The organism is Zhongshania aliphaticivorans, from assembly GCF_001586255.1.
In the GTDB taxonomy this organism is placed as follows: Bacteria; Pseudomonadota; Gammaproteobacteria; order Pseudomonadales; family Spongiibacteraceae; genus Spongiibacter; species Spongiibacter aliphaticivorans.
Window position 1 is genome coordinate 2,609,374 of the sequence record NZ_CP014544.1, and the last position, 16,366, is coordinate 2,625,739.

The window sequence follows — 16,366 nt, forward strand, 5'->3', positions numbered from 1 at the left end:
CTCTTAATGATGTAATTTGCAGTTAAATAGCACAGCTGTCTCACACATAATCATCATTACCGCCGCGCCCTAAATCGATTTGCCCTGCTTCCGCCAATTTTCTGGCGACGGCGAGTATATCTTTCTGGGCAGCTTCAACATCGCTCAACTTCATTGGCCCACGCGCTTCCATGTCTTCAATTAACATCTCTCTAGCGCGTTTGGACATATTGCCCATAATCTTATCGCGCACTTTTTGGTCGGCGCCTTTTAAGGCCATGGGTAAAATATCGGAGCTGACCTCTCGAAGTAATAATTGAATGCCCTTGTCAGGAATATTAATCAAGTTGCTAAACAAGAACATCAGGTCCTGAATTTTCTCAGACAGTGCCTCATTCTTTTTCGCAACCGACTCCAAAATCCGTGTTTCCGCTTCCTGATCTAAGCCATTCATAATCCCGGCTACGGTCAGCGCTCCATCAATTTTGCGGTTTTTAAAGGTTGCCGTAACCGAAAGCTTTTTCTTTAATACCGTTTGTAACTGACGCATGGCCGCTTGCGGAATTGTCTGCATATTGGCAATGCGCATCACAATATCATCTTGCAAATCCGGCGCCATTTGCTTCAACAACGCGCCAGCCTGCTCTTGGTCCATATGCGCCATGGTAATGGCGATCAACTGTGGATGTTCATCTTTCAACATATGTAGCAGGGCGTCGGGTTCCAACCAGCGCAGGGAATTCATCTCCTGTGATTCTTCGTCACCCAATACCCGATCAGCCAAGGTCGCGCCTTTTTGCTCACCGAGCGTCGAGGTAAATAATTTGCGCACATAGCCGTGCACACCGACCCCAAGCGACGTCTCCGACTGCATCGACATTCTAAAATCGTCGACCACCGCCTCGGCGCGCTGATTGTCCACACTGCGAATAGCAGCCATCGCGGTGCCAATGAGCTCTACTTCATGGGGGTCAACAAATTGCAGCACCTTAGATGCCTGTTCTTCACCCAGCATCAATAGAAACAAGGCCGCTTTTTCACTGCCCTTACCACCCGCACCTGCTGCCATATTAGGATTTACCATTTTCTTCCGACACCCATTTTTTCATTACTTGCGCCACGCGTTCCGGGCTTTCATTCACCACCGAGCGCACTTCGGTCATTTTTTCTTCAAAACCCATTTTTCCACCCAACTGGGCAGGCGTCATTTGCGGGCCACCCAGTGCCGCCACGGCCGGGTGCAAGACTTCACCGGTAACACCGTCGACCGCGCTACCAGGCGGCAGCGTCCCCCGTGCAGCACCGCCCCCTTGCATCAGGGTTCGCATGCCAGGCCGCAGCACGGCAAATACAATGAGCAATACCGCCAGCCCTGCAAAGGTTTGGCGAATTAAATTGGCAAACCAGGGCTGTTCCCAAAATCCGGGGGCACTCATTTCGTCACCAAAGCCCACCGGCGTTTGAAAATCTGCCGACACCACCGTCACCCGGTCGCCCCGTTCAAGGTCAAAGCCAATCGCATCCCTCACCAGCAGATTTAACTTTTCTAGCTCAGCTGCACTAATTTCAACCGAGGTCGCTTGTCCGCCTTCGCTAGGGCCCGCGCGATTCGCTACCACAACGGCTACCGAGAGCTTTTTAATCAAACCTGTTGGCGTGGTTGTATGGTTTAGTACCCGCTCAATTTCGTAATTGCGCACTATTGAGCGACTGCCAGCCCCAATGCCATCACCCTCGCCTGTCGTCTGGCCACCAATACTTGGCGGCTCATTAGTCAGTGCCCCCGGAATACCTGTAGCGCCAGCGTTACCCGCAGCACTGCGTCCCTGCTCATTAATCTGTTCACTGCGCACAACTTGACGATCAGGGTTCCAGCTTTCGCGGCTTTCCTCGCCAGTGGAAAAATCCACATCGGCAGACACCTTCACTCTTACTTGGCCAGCGTCGGCGAGTGGTCTGAGCAAGTCTTCAATACTGTCTTCGTAAGCGCTTTCAATACGCTGGCGGTAACTAAACTGACGAGAACTTAAACCCAAATCATCTTTATCGCCCTGCTCAGACAATTGATTGCCTTGCTGGTCAACCACCGTTACCTGCTCGGGCGCCAAACCGGTAATACTTGAAGCCACCAAGCTCATGATGGCATTGACGTTCTGCTTATCAATACTACTACCGGGATAAATATCCAACATAATTGAGGCGCTGGCCGGTTTGCGATCACGCACAAACACCGATTGTTTCGGAATAGCCAAATGCACCCGCGCCTTGCGCACCTGATGCATACTCTCAATTGTGCTCGCCAATTCCTGTTCTAGCGCGTAGTGATACTTCTTAGACTGCATAAACTCACTAACACCAAAACCTTGCTCTTGCTCCAGAATTGCCATTCCGGTGCCATCACGCATAACGCCTTGGCCTGCCAATTTAATTCGCGCGTCATGAATTTTTTCAGAGGGAACCATAATAGAGCCAGTTGGCTCCTGAATTTTATAAGGAATACCCGCAGCATTGAGTGCATCAATTACGCCCGCTGCCCGCTCCGGGGCAACATTCGCATATAAAGTTCGGTAATCCGTACCTTGGGACCACATTACGGCAGCCACGCCAATAGCCACGCTGGCGGCAATGCCCACCAATATCAACAGCTGACGCATTACATCATTTTTCGCCAAATCAGCGAGTAAACCCGTCAGCGGATTGCTTTTAGCTTCAGCCATGTTGGTAGCCCACCGTCAGTATATTTCTCATTACCATTCCCACCAGCAAAGGCATTACATCGACATCCGCATGACTTCTTGGTAAGCATCAACAAACTTATTACGAACTTCAACGACGGCCTTAAAAGCCACTTCCGACTTTTGCATATTTACCATTACTTCGGTCAAGCTAACATCCTTAGCACCGGCCTCAAACGCCGCAGCCAGCGCGCCAGAGGCTTTTTGAGTACTGTTAACCGCGTTAATAGACTCTTTAAGCATCGCCCCAAAATTGACGTTAGACGGCGCATTAACTGCGAAACTGTCTGCCTCCACCATGCCCGACTTCGCAACGCCGGTCTGTTCACGCAAGGCACGAATCTGAGTGAGTATTTGATCAACCTTCATATCTGACATGGCCTATCTCCTTAACCCATCAGGTAACTTTGTTCACGCAAACGCGCCAATTTATAGCGCAATGTGCGGGGGCTAATACCCAGTATTTCTGCAGCTTCCTTTTTAGATCGGCCCAAACGCAAGGCGTCACTAATAAGCCGGCGCTCCTGGTCGCGCATAAACCCATCCAAAACTCGATTACTGCCCACGTCGCCGTCATCTGCGCGACGCATCGGCGTGTCGGCACTGTAGGTTTGATCATTGATAAAGCTCATGCCAGACTCAAACTGAATATCTTGATCGGTAATTTCATTGCCCTGCCGCAGAATCAACGCCCGCTGAATAACATTATCAAGCTCGCGAACATTCCCCGGCCAGCGGTAGTGCATTAGCTTTTCAATGGCATCTTCCGTTAATACGCCGTCAACACTTTGAATACTGCAATCGCGCGCCAGAAAGCTCTGCGCCAAAGGTAATATGTCACCGCGTCGCGCGGCTAACTCGGGAATATACAAAGGAAATACATTCAGCCGGTAAAACAAATCCTCCCGGAACATCCCTGCTCTGACGACTTCCCGCAAATCTCGGTTGCTGGTGGCAATCACCCGTACATCCAGATTAAGGGTTTTGCGGCTGCCCAAACGCTCCAGTTCACGCTCTTGCAGAACACGTAGCAACTTAGCCTGTAGGCCAAGCTCCATCTCCGAAATCTCATCCAGCAGCAATGTGCCGCCCTGAGCCTGCTCAAATTTACCCGCATGACTATTAATCGCCCCGGTAAACGCGCCCTTCTCATAACCAAACAGCATGGCTTCGAGCATATTTTCTGGAATCGCCGCGCAATTCAACGCCACAAAAGGGCCGCTGCTGCGACGTGAGTTATTGTGAATGTAGCGGGCATACACCTCTTTGCCCGCGCCACTCTGGCCGCTGATCAACACCGTTGCATCAGTCATCGCCACTCTCGCCGCCATTGCTTTAAGGGATTGCGAGGCAATATCAGCAACAATTAACTCAGACATGACGCGCGCCTCCTTCGGCAAAACCTGCAAGCTTATTCTTATGAAGCGTGGCCAACACCGCACGCAGCTGCTGCCCACTACTTAACAATTCTCTATGGCAAAGTTCGCGATAGTATTCAGATGTTAGAGATTTATTGCTTTCACCATTGCGGCCGGTATCGATAATTTTAATCATGCCCCGAACTCTCTATTAATCGCTTTAGGCTAGACAAAGCAAGCAATATGCCATCACAAAAAATACCACAAATACAACAAGTTAAATGGCAACCAGGCAAATTCGCCATTTTTTTGGCGACGCCATCCGACTGCATTGCTGAAAGCTTGACGGTAAAGGAGCGAAGCTAAATCAAAGCCAAATCGTCGCAATCACGACAGTCTCTGTAATTCAGCGCTACGAAAACAAGTATTCTAACGCAAGAAATGTGCTTCAGTAGTGGTGCTTAAGCTGCACTTCGTGGCGAGGATAGACCCCTGCCTTCGCAGGGGTGACGTTGTAATACAAATACCCTGAAGTCATCGTAACGAAGCTGCACTTCGCGATGGGCATACCCCCAGCCTTCACAGGGATGACGTTGTAAGGATATTTCGTCGGGGTGACACCGGACTCAGATGCAATAGTATGGGTGTTTCGCAGAGGCGGCGCAGTCTATACGCAATACATTCACTGGTATGAATTCTGTCGCTGAGTTTGCGATATTTAGCCCGCTACAGCGTCATTGCTGCGTGGTAGGTTTGCACACAGGCGAAAGCCTTGAAATAGTCGTAAGGAAACTACGTGGCTGCGTCATCCCTGCGCAGGCAGGGATCCAAGTGAGCGATAGCGAATGCAGTTGATATAGCGCTGAACCAACAAAAAAGTTTAGCTAAGACACGCCAAGTTTTTTCATCTTCTCGGCAAGCGTCGTGCGCTGTAAGCCCAGCAATTGAGCAGCCCGAGTAATGACGCCTTCTTCCTTGCGCAGCGCTTCACTGATAAACCACTGTTCAATTTCAAGCAGATAGCCTTTCAAGTCAATACCACCATCTGGCAAGGGCGGACGACCTGGATTCGATGTAACATCAAGAACAACTTCATCGTCATCAGCGTGATAAGCGACCAGTGACGACAGCAAGGCATCTTGATCATCGCGACTCGTATCATCGTCATTATCGACAAGACCGAGCATCTGGTATTTCTTAGGGAGATCCTGAGACCGGAGTAGCTTAGCCCCATGCGTAATAGCCAAGCGCTCCATTAAATTCTCTAGCTCACGTACGTTGCCGGGCCAAGCGTACTGCTGTAATGCCCGCATTGCACTGCTGGCGAACTTTGGCGGTTTCATGCCTTTGGCTTCTAGCTTTTTCATGAACAAGGCCATTAAGGCCGAGACGTCTTGGGCGTGTTCACGGAGCGCTGGCACTTCAATAGGGAACACATCTAAACGATAAAATAGATCTTCGCGAAAACTACCCTCGCGAACCATCGCCTCTAAATCGCGATGGGTTGCGGCCAAAATTCGTACATTACAATGCTGAGTTTGATTACTGCCCACACGCTCAAAACTGCGCTCTTGTAAAACTCTTAATAACTTGACCTGCATCGGCAAACTCATATCGCCGATCTCGTCCAGGAATAAGGTCCCGCCTTCGGCCATTTCAAAACGGCCTTTGCGAGTAGCTACCGCACCGGTAAAGGCGCCCTTCTCATGACCAAATAGTTCACTTTCTAATAAATCGGCGGGTATCGCGCCGCAATTCACCGGCACAAAAGGTTTGGCTTCACGGGATGACGCAGTATGGATCCGACGGGCCACAACTTCTTTGCCACTACCGGACTCACCGCGAATAAGCACCAATGTATCGAAGCCCGCCACCTGACTAATAAGCGCATTAAGTGCTTGCATAGCATCCGACTCCATGGATTGAGGAACAGCGATATCACACCCACTTGAAATCACATTATTATTTATCTGAACGGAAGCGGTCATTAAGTCGAGAACCTTTTCACGAGCTCGGATTGTATATAGCAGTACAAGATTGCAAACACAAAGCCGGCGACCAAAATCATCAAATTAATTAGTCGCTATGATGCCGAATTCAGCTCACGCTTGGGTATAGGGGAAAGCCCTAGGTGCTAAAAACTAACTTAGCTATATCAGAGCACGTCCACACAACTAACCTATATAGTCAGAATACTATTTCCAAGATATTGATAGTGCAAGAATTTTATTATGGCATTGGGGAAAAAACGCGAAATTTGCGAAAGCAAGTCTAAGACAACACGATGACCATACGCGCTACTTACGAAACACTATGACTCAAATAAGCATCAACGTTACGTACATTTTGCCGAGACTGATTGGCATCAGTCAACATGCTGCTGCGCTGCTGATACAGAACATTCGTCACCTGTTGATCAATGTTTAGAACTGCTTCGATGACCTCAGCCACTTGCTGGCTTTCTGAAGGGGCGCAGTCCTTAGCAAAAAACGTATCCATTAGGGCGCGGCGGCGATACTGCTCAGCAACCGCTTCGGCCCAGTCGTTATTCTCGGCGAGATGCTGAATATTTTCACTCATCAGCAAAATGTCGCGAAGTTCACGCTCACGCGCACCTAGCACCTCGGCATTTCGCAGTATTTCAATACTCATTTATCACCTGTTAAATAGCTCGGCTAACACAATCCGAGCAACATTGATCAAAAGCAAAGAAAGCTATTCGGCCAACCGCTACAGCACGGAACATAAATTATGTAACGTAAATGCTATACCAGCTCAGCCTGGTAACTTGCATTCGACTCCGTACCACTCACCTCACTCGGAATAGCATCCCAAGCTTCTTTCAACTCTTTCAACAGCGACGCAACTTCGTCGAGAGCCCCTTCATCATTGTTGATATTGGCAAGCAGTAAGCGACGATTCATATAATCATAAAGATTTTCTAAATTCTCGCTCATCTCGGTGTTTACGCTGTGATCGAGACTCATCCGCAAGCCATCAACAATTGACATAATACGGTCTATGGTAACAATTTTACGTTGTACATCTTTGCGCTGCATATGCCCCTTAGCCACGGCCAAACGATCTAAGGCACCGTCCATTAACAATTGTATTAAGCGGTGCGGGCTGGCCGCCGCCACTGAAGATTGGGCGCCAACGGATGCGTATGCCTGGGTCGCTCTACCTGCTGAATAGCTCATTTTTCTTCCTCTTGGTAAGCTCTGTATGCCTACCTTAATTGACGGCTCTTCACTGGTTTTCTTTAGTATTATTTACAGTCATTTACGGTGGAAAATACTTACTTGCGACGCAATAAAAATGCGTTTACTTCTTAAACACTGAGCCCGGTAAATTATCTAACTGCTGAGTTAAAAAGGTCCCCGTTGCGTTCAATTGGCCCAGCAAGGTATCTAAGGCTGAAAACTGCGCCAAATAACGCGCCTCAATTGATGCCACCCGCCGAGTTAAGATTTCACGCTGATCGGCAATGCGTTCCACCTGCTGTTTTAAACCTGCGGTGCGGTTGTCTAAAATTCCGCCGCCAGCAGTAATATTGCCTATCAATGTATCTAAACGGGTGGCGTAGCCATTTTCACCCGCAAAAACGCCCGCCACATTGGCAAAATCAGTGTCAAGCACCGACGTCAGCTTAGTAGCATCCAGCTTTAGCTTGCCCTTTTCTATCGTGGTTATCCCTAGTTCTGCCAGGGAATCTAAGTCCACGTCTAAACCGCTAACAAGGGTGCCCATTTCCTGACGTATTCTATTCGCCACGCTGCGGGTTGCGGAATCCCCCTGTAATAAGCCAGCGGTATTCGCGTCGGGATTATAGGCGGTTAAATCATTCAGTGTGGTCATTAAGGTATTGTAGCCAGTGACAAAACCTTCAATGCTTTTCTTTACGGCGGCGGTATCGTGCTTCACCGTTAAACTGAGGTTTTCTCCGGGTTTGGCGGCTTTAATGTCAATCGTGATCCCTTCAATCATGCCCTCAAATTTAAGGCTGGCACTGCTCAGGGTAAAACCATCTACCACCACAATAGAGTCTTTGGCCTCGGCCTTCTCGGTCAGGGCGAAGTTGCCCGAAATATAGGCCAAATCGTTCAAATTACCGGTATCTGTATCACTAGGACTAACATCTACTGTTATCGCATTGGCCAGCCCTGTCTTGCTGGACGAAAACACCAAGTGCGCGCCGTCTTGATCGGTGACAATACTCGCCGCGACGCCGGTATTGTCGCTAGCGCCATTCACCGCGTCGCGGATTGCCGCTAGAGAGTCTACACCGTCGGCAATCGTCACCGAAAACGTTTCGCCGTTCTGGCTAAAGCTCAGCACCCCACTGCCGACCACCGTAGCGCTGTCGGTATAGGCCTTAGACGCAATGGTGTGTTTAGCCGCCAATTGCTCTACTTTTACCGAATACGTACCCGCGGCAGCCGCTGCTGTTGTGGTTGCCGTAAAAACAGCATTATCTGAGGAGGAGGCCGAACGCTTGGTAAAGGTGTCGACATTTTTTAAGGCGCTGAGGCTGTTTTGAAAGGTCGCCAATGATGATTTGAGCGAGCCGAACGCAGATAAGCGCGCCTGAATAAGCGCTTCTTTGGAGGCGAGACGGGTTTCTTGAGGGGCGCGTTCTGCCTGAACCAATTGCGAGACAATACTATTGATATCCAGCCCTGATCCAACACCCGATGCTGTTACCGACGCCATAATGTCTCCTGCACCTGAGGTGCCTTAGCCTGAATTATTTGCGAAGGCTGCCATTAACCTCCTACAAAACCCATGGCCTGCTGTTACTTTGCCACGCAAAAGCGTGAACGATTTAGCCATTCAAACACAGACAATGCACGTTATGCGCCAATTAAGCCTGGTCTTCAATTAAACTGCCGGTGCCTTCAATAAAGGTGCGGGCAATATTCAATAATTCTTCTGGCGGTATCTGCCGTATAACTTCACCCGACTCGGCGTGAATGACTTTTAAAATTGTTCTACCAGTAGTGTCGTCTACCGAAAATTCGAGGTCGCGCTCGCGGTCCTTGAGGATTTCATTAAGCTTGGCAACCGCTTGAGACGTTTTCTCTATACTATTTGTTGAGTCAAATTCTGCCACCAAAGCCATGGCCAAACGGCTTAACTCATTGCTCGGCTTGGTCTCTTCACCCCGTGCTTTTGCGGCATCTTGGGCAGTACGACTGGGCGCTGCTTGCGAGGAATTCGAGGTAGACGGCAAAGATTTACCGCCCGGCACCGGCACAAACCGGCCGCCAGCTTGCGTTGCCGCGCCCGCGTTAGTATTTGCCGCCGTCGCACTCGGTGACGCTGGTTTAGCGTAGCTAGGCGCTAGCGCTTGTAATGATAAGCTCGTATCCATAATGTAACCTACTCACCCTATCAAACAGTTATACCAGAAACACGAACAGAGCCTTTAGGCCCCGTCGTCTTTCCCGTTAACTCCCTGTCTGGGCCGTTAATTCCCGCCATCCAATGGATGGCGGGTCCTAGCGGGCTGCGACTTACTGCAGCAGACTCAGAGCGGCCTGTGGTAATGCATTGGCCTGGGCTAAGATCGCGGTGCCTGCCTGCTGCAGAATCTGCGCCTTAGTCAAGTTGGCAGTTTCAGCCGCAAAGTCAGCGTCCAAAATCCGACCACGTGATGCCGCCAAGTTTTCAGAGATGGTCTGCAGGTTAGTGATGGTAGACTCGAAGCGGTTTTGGATCGCACCAAAGTCGCTGCGACGGTCGCTAATTGCGGTTAGAGCTGAGTCAACACGGCGGATCATGTCATTTGAAGCGGCTACCGTCGTGACACCGGCAGACGACAAGTTACCGGACACAGCTGCGTCAGTCAGACCTGCACTTGTCGCCGCAGCACCAGTAAAGGTAATTGCTTCAGAGGCATAGATGGAGACAGTGCCATCGCCATTATCTTCAGCAAGACCATTGCTACCCAGTGCAGTGTTGATCGCTGCCACCAAGTCTTCAGTAGACGTGTAGGTGCCATCGGCAACCGCAACCGCGTCAGCGTCGCCTATTGCAATACTGAAATCACCAGATACTACTAGGCCGGGAGCTACAGCAGTAACAACTGGATTACCCACGGTATTATTTGGTGCCGCCGGGGCCGAACCACCTGATGCACCGGCTGTGTAGACTACATTTTCCATCCCAGCAAGAGCGCCTGGCGCATCACTAGTAATAGTGAAGTCTGACCCAGATCTCGTAGCGGTCGCAAAGCCAGACAGTGCAGCATTTAACTTGGTCTCAATACTAGCGGCATCCTCAGTCGCAGTGGTAAGAGCGATTGAGTAACTTGCCCCAGCAAAATCGAAGGCTAAACTTCCAGCGCCGCCGCTATAATCACCTTCTATATTAGCAGAGCTAAATGTGGCTACAGTTGCTGTACCCGCATCGCCAGTAACTCCAGCCATCACAACACTTAAGTCATCAGAAACCTCACTGGCCGTTGAACCCAGCGAGTTCAAACGAGTGCTGGCGGTAAGATCAAGACTAATAGTCTCACCAACGTTAGAGCCAACCTGGAACACCGCATTACCAAACGAGCCATCCAGAATCTTGCGGCCGTTGAACGAGGTCTGTGAGGAGATCCGGTCGATTTCAGCCAGACGCTGCTGTACTTCCGCGTCTAGTGCACCACGGTCAGAGTTAGAGTTAGTCGCGTTAGCAGACTGTACTGACAACTCGCGAATACGCTGTAAGTTGTTGGTAATTTCGTCCAGCGCCGCTTCACCAGTTTGCGCCAGTGAAATACCGTCGTTGGCATTACGAACCGCTTGGTTCAAACCATTGATTTGGGTGGTAAAGCGAGTAGAGATGGCCAGGCCGGCAGCATCGTCTTTAGCGCTATTAATACGCAGACCAGTAGAAAGGCGCTGCAGCGAGGTGTTCAATGTTTCTTGCGACTTTTGCAGATTGCGCTGGGCATTCAAAGAGGCAACGTTGGTGTTGATGCTAAGTGCCATGGTAAATCTCCTTTCCACTCTATGCGGTAAAGACGTAAGTCTTTGATTAAGCACCAGTCAAAGTGACTGTAGTTTGCTTTCAATCCAATTAACGGCCGCATTTGGGAGAACTTTAAGTTTTTTTTACTATTGGTGGTAAATACCTAGAAATGCAGGTTGGAAGTCGAGTGTCAGGCACTAGCTACCAAGTGCTCGCTTAAAGCTTGACGGGAGGTGGGCGACGCTTTTATTCGCTGCGCTCACTGGGATACCCGCCTGCGCTGGTATGACCACAAGATCAAAAACGTCATTGCTGCGAAGGCGGGGGCCCATCTCCACAACCGGCTGGCCCTTTCCCAATACTTGCGCCTGACATTAGACTTAAGTCCCTGTTATGACGCGGATACCGCACAGCGCAAAGCCATCGTCACTCCTGCGCAGGCAGGAGTCCATCTCTGCAACGGCACAACCGGCTGGCACTTACTCCCCCACGACCAATGTCTGACCTCAGACCTAAAGCAAGTCTTTCAAGTAGGCGTCGTCCACCTCTGGCTCCGGCGGCTCGGGGTATTCGCCACCCAAAGTCTCCCAGCTGCGCAGCTGATACACATAGGTTAGGATTTGGGCCACGGCCAAGTACAGGCCGCCGGGAATTTCGGCATCGAGGTCAGTACTCGCAAATACGGCACGAGCTAAACGGGGGGATTCAACAATGGGAACGTCGTGTTCCATAGCCAATTCACGGATCTTAGCGGCAATATTGTCGGCACCTTTTGCTAATAAAGTCGGCGCCGCCATGCGGGCTTCATCGTATTTCAGGGCCACGGCAAAATGGGTGGGGTTGGTGATGATTACGTCAGCGGTGGGGACTTTTTCCATCATCCGGTTATTGGCAGCGGCTTGTTGCATTTCCCGCAGTTTGGCTTTTACTTCCGGGCGGCCGTCAGATTCCTTGTGCTCATCCCGCACTTCTTGGCGGGTCATGCGCAATTCCTTGTGGTAATTCCACAGTTGCCAGGGCACATCGATGGCCGCTATTGCGAGTAGCGGCAGACTCACAATAAAAAAGAACCAAACCAGCAGTGATGCGCTGTTTTTAATTGCCTCTTTCGGCTCTTGCAAGCCCAGGCCGAGAATATCGCCAGCCAGCCCAGAGAGGAGAAATATCGCCGCCGCGCCAATAAACACCATTTTCATAAGCGCCTTGGCTAATTCACCGAGGCTACGCAGAGAAAATAATTTAGCGACCCCCTTAATCGGATCCATGCGCGATGGCTTAACACTTAAATTAAATGTCCAACCGCCCAAAATGGTTGAAGAAAACACCACAGCAATAATGGCGACGAGCATTAACGGCCAAATTGTCAGTAAGCCGCGAACCAAGGTTTGGTAGAGTCGACTCGCTAATTCTCGCTCATCAGCAATGAGAAAGCTCGGCGACAAACTACTCGACAGTAGATCTTGCAATGCCACTGCCAACTGCCCGCCAGTAAATAGCAAAATAGCGGCGCCCGACAGGGTTACCATCATGGTAGTGAGTTCTTTTGAACGCGGCACCTGCCCCTTTTTTCGGGAGTCGGCGAGTTTTTTCTCCGATGCGTCTTCTGTGCGTTCTTGACCGTCTTCGTTCTCAGCCATGATTTACATCCCGAGAAATTGCTCGGCGGCCACAAAGGCAGCACCGAGACCAGAAGACAAAAGTGGCAATAAATTTGGTAACAGGCGATCCACCACCATAAAGCCAATTAACATCGCGATTGGGAAACCCACCGCAAACAAGTTCAAGGTGGGCGCTGCGCGGCTAACCACACCCATCGCAAGCTGCACCACTAACAGTGCAACCACAGCGGGAATAGCCACTCGAATTGCACCGGTAAACAGCTCCGCACCGCGCACAATAACCACCCCAAGCTGGTCGCCAGATAAGGCGCCACCGCCAATTGGCCAATACTCAAAGCTTCGCGCCAATAGATCTAAAAAATCCAGATGGCCATTCATGGCGACAAAGAGCAGCATGGTAAATATCAATAAGAACTGAGACAAAACCGGCACTTGCACGCCACGCTGCGGGTCGACCATCATAGCAAAGCCCAAGCCCATACCCATGGCGATTAACTGCCCCGCCAAAATGATGGCGTCAAACACCAGCTGAATAATAAAACCAAGACATAAGCCAATGAGAAATTCATTGGCAATAAGGAGCATGGTTTCTATGCCCAGTAAATTCATTGGCGGGGGGGCAGGCAAAATCGGCAGCAGAACCGCAGTGATAAACACCGCCACCATAATTCGAGCGCGGGCAGGAATATAAGCTGCACTGAATAAGGGAGCCGTCATCATGGCACCGCCTACCCGTATAAAAGGCAGCCATGCACTCGCCAGCAAGACGCTGAGCTGGTCTGCAGTAAGCCCCATCACGGTAAGGTCACCCCACCAGGCTCGGGATCATTTCAAACAGTTGGGTGGTGTAGTCTATTAATTGACGCAGCATCCACGGGCCCGCTATACCCAGCACCACCACAAGCACCACCAGCTTTGGAATAAAGCTTAAGGTCATGTCTTGAATTTGGGTGGCTGCCTGAAACATACCAATCATCAAACCAGCGGCCAGCGCCGACAGCAATAAGGGCGCGGCCAATAACACTGTTACATTCATGGCCTGTCGGCCAAGTTCAATAACCGTGTCGGCGTTCATTGGTAAAAACTCGCCGCTAATGAGCCCATTACCAAGCTCCAGCCGTCTACTAACACAAACAACATAATTTTAAAGGGCAGCGAAATCATCATCGGCGACAACATCATCATACCCATAGACATCAAAACACTGGCCACCACCAAATCAATGACCACAAAGGGGATGAATAATAGAAAGCCGATTTGGAAGGCCGTTTTCAGCTCACTGGTTAAAAACGAAGCCATTAAAATGGCAAAGGGTACGTCCTCGGGTTTGTCAAAGGCATCTTGGCCGGTGATCTCAGCAAAGCGGGCAATGTCTTCTTCACGAGTTTGCCTTAGCATAAAGGCACGGAAAGGTTTAAAGCCGGTTTCAACGGCCTGCTCAAAGGGCATTTCTTCCGCCATATACGGCTTAATTGCATCGTTATACGCAATCTCAGCCACTGGCTGCATAATAAACATGGTGAGAAACAGCGCCAAACTCAGCAAAATCTGGTTTGACGGTGTCTGCCCCGTGCCTAGCGCTTGGCGCAGTATCGACAATACAATCATAATCCGCGTAAACGCAGTCATTCCTAACAGTAACGCGGGCAATAAGGTCAGTGCCGTCATTACTGCCAGCAATTGCAGCGATACCGTATACTCTTGGCCACCCCCCGCTGCGGGCATAGCGGTTACGGCGGGCAAAGACAGCTGCGCCGCGTTGGCGAATAACGGCAGACAGCTTGCTATGAATAACAGCGATTTAGCTATGCGACTCATGATGCACCCCCAGAATCGCCGTTTGAGGTCTTAGGTGCAGATTGTTTGGGCAAGCGCGCTAATAATTTAGCAAAGGGCGAATCTTGAGAAATCACCTCGTCGCTACCTTGCGGCGACGACCAAGTATGCAACGTATTGATCGCCGTTGCGGTACAACCAAGGAGCAGTTTTTCGTCCCCGACCTGCACCACCAAGAGCTTTTCTTTCATACTCAGCGGAATCTGGCCAACCACCGCGACGCCAGCTTGATTAGGCCCCGCCACTAAACGGCTTTTACGTAACAACCACATTAGAACCACAATACACAGCGACACCAGCAATAAACTGCCAAGCAAACCACTAATATCAAGTTGCCCCAAGCCCGGCGCAACTGTCGGCAAGACTGGCGCTGCCGCACTGGTCTTGGCAATCGCTAAGGGCTCTGCCGTTTCGGCAACGTCCTCGCACCAAGCGGGCAAAGCAATCGCAGTTAAAATGCCACCAAGCCCATAAGACGCCCTACGCAATGACACCATCATCCCCGGCGCTCACGCTCTTCTTGGCCCACGACTTCGGTGAGCATAATGCCGAATTTGTCTTTAACCACGACAATTTCGCCACGTGCGACTAGCGTATCGTTTACCAAAACATCAAGCGGCGTACCTGCAGCGCGGTCCAATTCAATAATGGCGCCCTGACTAAGTTCGCGCAAATCACGGATACTCATTTTGGTTCGCCCAACTTCAACAGCGACATTGACGCTGACATCCATAATCATATCGAGGCTCATATCATTACTCATACGTCCACTCCCCGATGAGCTAGCTGCTGGCTTTGTTTGCTGAGCGCTTGTGTGTTCATTTAATTCCTTAATTTCAGCGGCGCTTACCGCATCTTTTCGTTTAGTGGCAGCCGCCACTGATTCTTGATTATTGACGTCGTCTGTCATGCATCCTCCTCAGCGCTGGGGCCGCTTTTTCGGCACTGGCCCCTCGAGTTTCACCGCTAAATTTCCCTGGTGACTGCCAAATCGACCGCGCATAAACGGTTTACCATCTACTTCCAAAATCAATTCATCTGGCGAGGGCAAATCAATAATATCGCCAACTTTGAGACCGGCGACTTTTTTCAAACTCAGTTTGGTTTGCGCTAACACCGCCACCAATTCTATTGGGGCCGACTCCAAACCTTCCAGCAAACGATCTCGCCAATCATCGCTAGAAGGTTTGCGCTTACTTTGCGCGGGATCACCTAGGCTGTCGCGCACTGCATCAATTGCACTCCATGGCACAATCGACCACAGGCCGCCAACAAAATCACCGATATTAATTGTAAATCGGGTGGCAACTAAGGAATCTGCTTCGCTAATGGTGTCGAGCATGCGCGGGTCGTTGTATTGCGCGGCAATTGTCGGATCAGTTTTTATTACCGACTTCCAGGCACTGGCAATATCCGGGAGCAAAGCGGTGTTAAGCATTTCCATGAAACTGAATTCAGATACCGACAAGGTTTCGCGGTCACCCTGCTGACTTGCGCCAGAACCACCAAAGTAGCGATCAACCAACTGAAATACCAACTCAGATTCAAAAGCCAAAAACAAGCTGGCACTCATTGGCAGGCCCTGCACCACAGATAAACTGCAAGGCGCAGATAAGGTGTTCACCATTTCGTCAAACTTCATCACGGTGATTTTATCGGTCTGAACCGAACTCACCGCCGCGACAAACTCCTGCATTCGATCTTTGGTCGCATTGGCAAACTGCGACTGAATCAGCGACAACGCCGGAATAAGGCGTTGCACGGCGTAATCTTGACGAGCGAGATTATACTTGCCCTTACCTGGGCCATTGTCTTCCTCCCCAGCCATAAGCGCCTCGAGTTCTTCCGGATCGAGTACGTCACTCACATTGGCAAC

17 protein-coding genes and 1 pseudogene are annotated in these 16,366 nt (G+C 50.4%); all 18 read right to left on the minus strand.

The window, feature by feature from the left end; genetic code table 11:
* Positions 1 to 40: 40 nt before the first annotated feature.
* The gene (fliG, locus tag AZF00_RS11575; RefSeq protein ID WP_040803428.1) at positions 41 to 1,048 is read right to left on the minus strand and encodes a flagellar motor switch protein FliG; all 1,008 of its coding nucleotides are present in this window, start codon (positions 1,046 to 1,048) and stop codon (positions 41 to 43) included.
* Position 1,049: 1 nt separating this feature from the next.
* The gene (gene fliF / locus AZF00_RS11580) at positions 1,050 to 2,696 is read right to left on the minus strand and encodes a flagellar basal-body MS-ring/collar protein FliF (protein ID WP_008249202.1); all 1,647 of its coding nucleotides are present in this window, start codon (positions 2,694 to 2,696) and stop codon (positions 1,050 to 1,052) included.
* Between the two features lie 54 nt (positions 2,697 to 2,750).
* A complete protein-coding gene (gene fliE, locus AZF00_RS11585; RefSeq protein ID WP_008249201.1) occupies positions 2,751 to 3,092 on the minus strand; it encodes a flagellar hook-basal body complex protein FliE in 342 nt (113 codons plus the stop codon).
* 11 nt (positions 3,093 to 3,103) lie between these two features.
* Positions 3,104 to 4,066: pseudogene (locus tag AZF00_RS11590) on the minus strand (sigma-54 interaction domain-containing protein); the annotation flags it as partial.
* Positions 4,067 to 4,085: 19 nt separating this feature from the next.
* Complete coding sequence (locus tag AZF00_RS11595; RefSeq protein ID WP_008249199.1) at positions 4,086 to 4,268, minus strand: hypothetical protein; 183 nt, start codon at positions 4,266 to 4,268, stop codon at positions 4,086 to 4,088.
* A 688-nt stretch (positions 4,269 to 4,956) separates the two neighbouring features.
* The gene (locus AZF00_RS11600) at positions 4,957 to 5,976 is read right to left on the minus strand and encodes a sigma-54 interaction domain-containing protein (protein ID WP_008249198.1); all 1,020 of its coding nucleotides are present in this window, start codon (positions 5,974 to 5,976) and stop codon (positions 4,957 to 4,959) included.
* 397 nt (positions 5,977 to 6,373) lie between these two features.
* Entirely contained in the window at positions 6,374 to 6,724 is a 351-nt protein-coding gene (locus tag AZF00_RS11605) for a flagellar protein FliT (protein ID WP_008249197.1), read from the minus strand.
* Positions 6,725 to 6,837: 113 nt separating this feature from the next.
* A complete protein-coding gene (fliS, locus tag AZF00_RS11610) occupies positions 6,838 to 7,272 on the minus strand; it encodes a flagellar export chaperone FliS (RefSeq protein ID WP_008249194.1) in 435 nt (144 codons plus the stop codon).
* Between the two features lie 124 nt (positions 7,273 to 7,396).
* Entirely contained in the window at positions 7,397 to 8,785 is a 1,389-nt protein-coding gene (gene fliD, locus AZF00_RS11615) for a flagellar filament capping protein FliD (RefSeq protein ID WP_008249193.1), read from the minus strand.
* A gap of 151 nt (positions 8,786 to 8,936) precedes the next feature.
* Positions 8,937 to 9,446 (minus strand): flagellar protein FlaG, encoded by a 510-nt coding sequence (locus AZF00_RS11620; protein ID WP_008249191.1) that lies wholly within the window; start codon positions 9,444 to 9,446, stop codon positions 8,937 to 8,939.
* 142 nt (positions 9,447 to 9,588) lie between these two features.
* Entirely contained in the window at positions 9,589 to 11,055 is a 1,467-nt protein-coding gene (locus AZF00_RS11625; RefSeq protein ID WP_008249190.1) for a flagellin N-terminal helical domain-containing protein, read from the minus strand.
* A gap of 492 nt (positions 11,056 to 11,547) precedes the next feature.
* Positions 11,548 to 12,672 carry a flagellar biosynthesis protein FlhB gene (gene flhB, locus AZF00_RS11630; RefSeq protein ID WP_008249187.1) on the minus strand — a complete coding sequence of 375 codons (1,125 nt, stop codon included), beginning with the start codon at positions 12,670 to 12,672 and terminating at the stop codon, positions 11,548 to 11,550.
* A 3-nt stretch (positions 12,673 to 12,675) separates the two neighbouring features.
* Positions 12,676 to 13,449 (minus strand): flagellar biosynthetic protein FliR, encoded by a 774-nt coding sequence (gene fliR / locus AZF00_RS11635; RefSeq protein ID WP_008249185.1) that lies wholly within the window; start codon positions 13,447 to 13,449, stop codon positions 12,676 to 12,678.
* A gap of 10 nt (positions 13,450 to 13,459) precedes the next feature.
* The gene (gene fliQ / locus AZF00_RS11640) at positions 13,460 to 13,729 is read right to left on the minus strand and encodes a flagellar biosynthesis protein FliQ (RefSeq protein WP_008249184.1); all 270 of its coding nucleotides are present in this window, start codon (positions 13,727 to 13,729) and stop codon (positions 13,460 to 13,462) included.
* The gene (gene fliP, locus AZF00_RS11645; RefSeq protein ID WP_008249182.1) at positions 13,726 to 14,472 is read right to left on the minus strand and encodes a flagellar type III secretion system pore protein FliP; all 747 of its coding nucleotides are present in this window, start codon (positions 14,470 to 14,472) and stop codon (positions 13,726 to 13,728) included. The genes fliQ and fliP overlap by 4 nt, the downstream gene beginning before the upstream one ends.
* Positions 14,469 to 14,990 carry a flagellar biosynthetic protein FliO gene (fliO, locus tag AZF00_RS11650; protein WP_008249181.1) on the minus strand — a complete coding sequence of 174 codons (522 nt, stop codon included), beginning with the start codon at positions 14,988 to 14,990 and terminating at the stop codon, positions 14,469 to 14,471. The genes fliP and fliO overlap by 4 nt, the downstream gene beginning before the upstream one ends.
* Positions 14,987 to 15,400: a flagellar motor switch protein FliN gene (gene fliN, locus AZF00_RS11655; protein ID WP_008249179.1), complete on the minus strand. Its 414-nt coding sequence runs from the start codon at positions 15,398 to 15,400 to the stop codon at positions 14,987 to 14,989. Before fliN ends, fliO begins: the two co-directional genes overlap by 4 nt.
* Positions 15,401 to 15,409: 9 nt before the next feature.
* Positions 15,410 to 16,357 carry a flagellar motor switch protein FliM gene (locus tag AZF00_RS11660; RefSeq protein ID WP_008249178.1) on the minus strand — a complete coding sequence of 316 codons (948 nt, stop codon included), beginning with the start codon at positions 16,355 to 16,357 and terminating at the stop codon, positions 15,410 to 15,412.
* Positions 16,358 to 16,366 lie beyond the last annotated feature (9 nt).

Coding starts and splice junctions, on each gene's coding strand:
- flhB (WP_008249187.1), bottom strand. CDS start 12,672: ATGGCTGAGAACGAAGACGGTCAAGAACGCACAGAAGACGCATCGGAG.
- AZF00_RS11595 (WP_008249199.1), bottom strand. CDS start 4,268: ATGATTAAAATTATCGATACCGGCCGCAATGGTGAAAGCAATAAATCT.
- fliP (WP_008249182.1), bottom strand. CDS start 14,472: ATGAGTCGCATAGCTAAATCGCTGTTATTCATAGCAAGCTGTCTGCCG.
- fliN (WP_008249179.1), bottom strand. CDS start 15,400: ATGACAGACGACGTCAATAATCAAGAATCAGTGGCGGCTGCCACTAAA.
- AZF00_RS11620 (WP_008249191.1), bottom strand. CDS start 9,446: ATGGATACGAGCTTATCATTACAAGCGCTAGCGCCTAGCTACGCTAAA.
- AZF00_RS11625 (WP_008249190.1), bottom strand. CDS start 11,055: ATGGCACTTAGCATCAACACCAACGTTGCCTCTTTGAATGCCCAGCGC.
- fliS (WP_008249194.1), bottom strand. CDS start 7,272: ATGAGCTATTCAGCAGGTAGAGCGACCCAGGCATACGCATCCGTTGGC.
- fliG (WP_040803428.1), bottom strand. CDS start 1,048: ATGGCAGCAGGTGCGGGTGGTAAGGGCAGTGAAAAAGCGGCCTTGTTT.
- fliQ (WP_008249184.1), bottom strand. CDS start 13,729: ATGAACGCCGACACGGTTATTGAACTTGGCCGACAGGCCATGAATGTA.
- fliE (WP_008249201.1), bottom strand. CDS start 3,092: ATGTCAGATATGAAGGTTGATCAAATACTCACTCAGATTCGTGCCTTG.
- AZF00_RS11600 (WP_008249198.1), bottom strand. CDS start 5,976: ATGCAAGCACTTAATGCGCTTATTAGTCAGGTGGCGGGCTTCGATACA.
- fliF (WP_008249202.1), bottom strand. CDS start 2,696: ATGGCTGAAGCTAAAAGCAATCCGCTGACGGGTTTACTCGCTGATTTG.
- fliD (WP_008249193.1), bottom strand. CDS start 8,785: ATGGCGTCGGTAACAGCATCGGGTGTTGGATCAGGGCTGGATATCAAT.
- fliO (WP_008249181.1), bottom strand. CDS start 14,990: ATGATGGTGTCATTGCGTAGGGCGTCTTATGGGCTTGGTGGCATTTTA.
- fliR (WP_008249185.1), bottom strand. CDS start 13,449: ATGGGGCTTACTGCAGACCAGCTCAGCGTCTTGCTGGCGAGTGCATGG.
- AZF00_RS11605 (WP_008249197.1), bottom strand. CDS start 6,724: ATGAGTATTGAAATACTGCGAAATGCCGAGGTGCTAGGTGCGCGTGAG.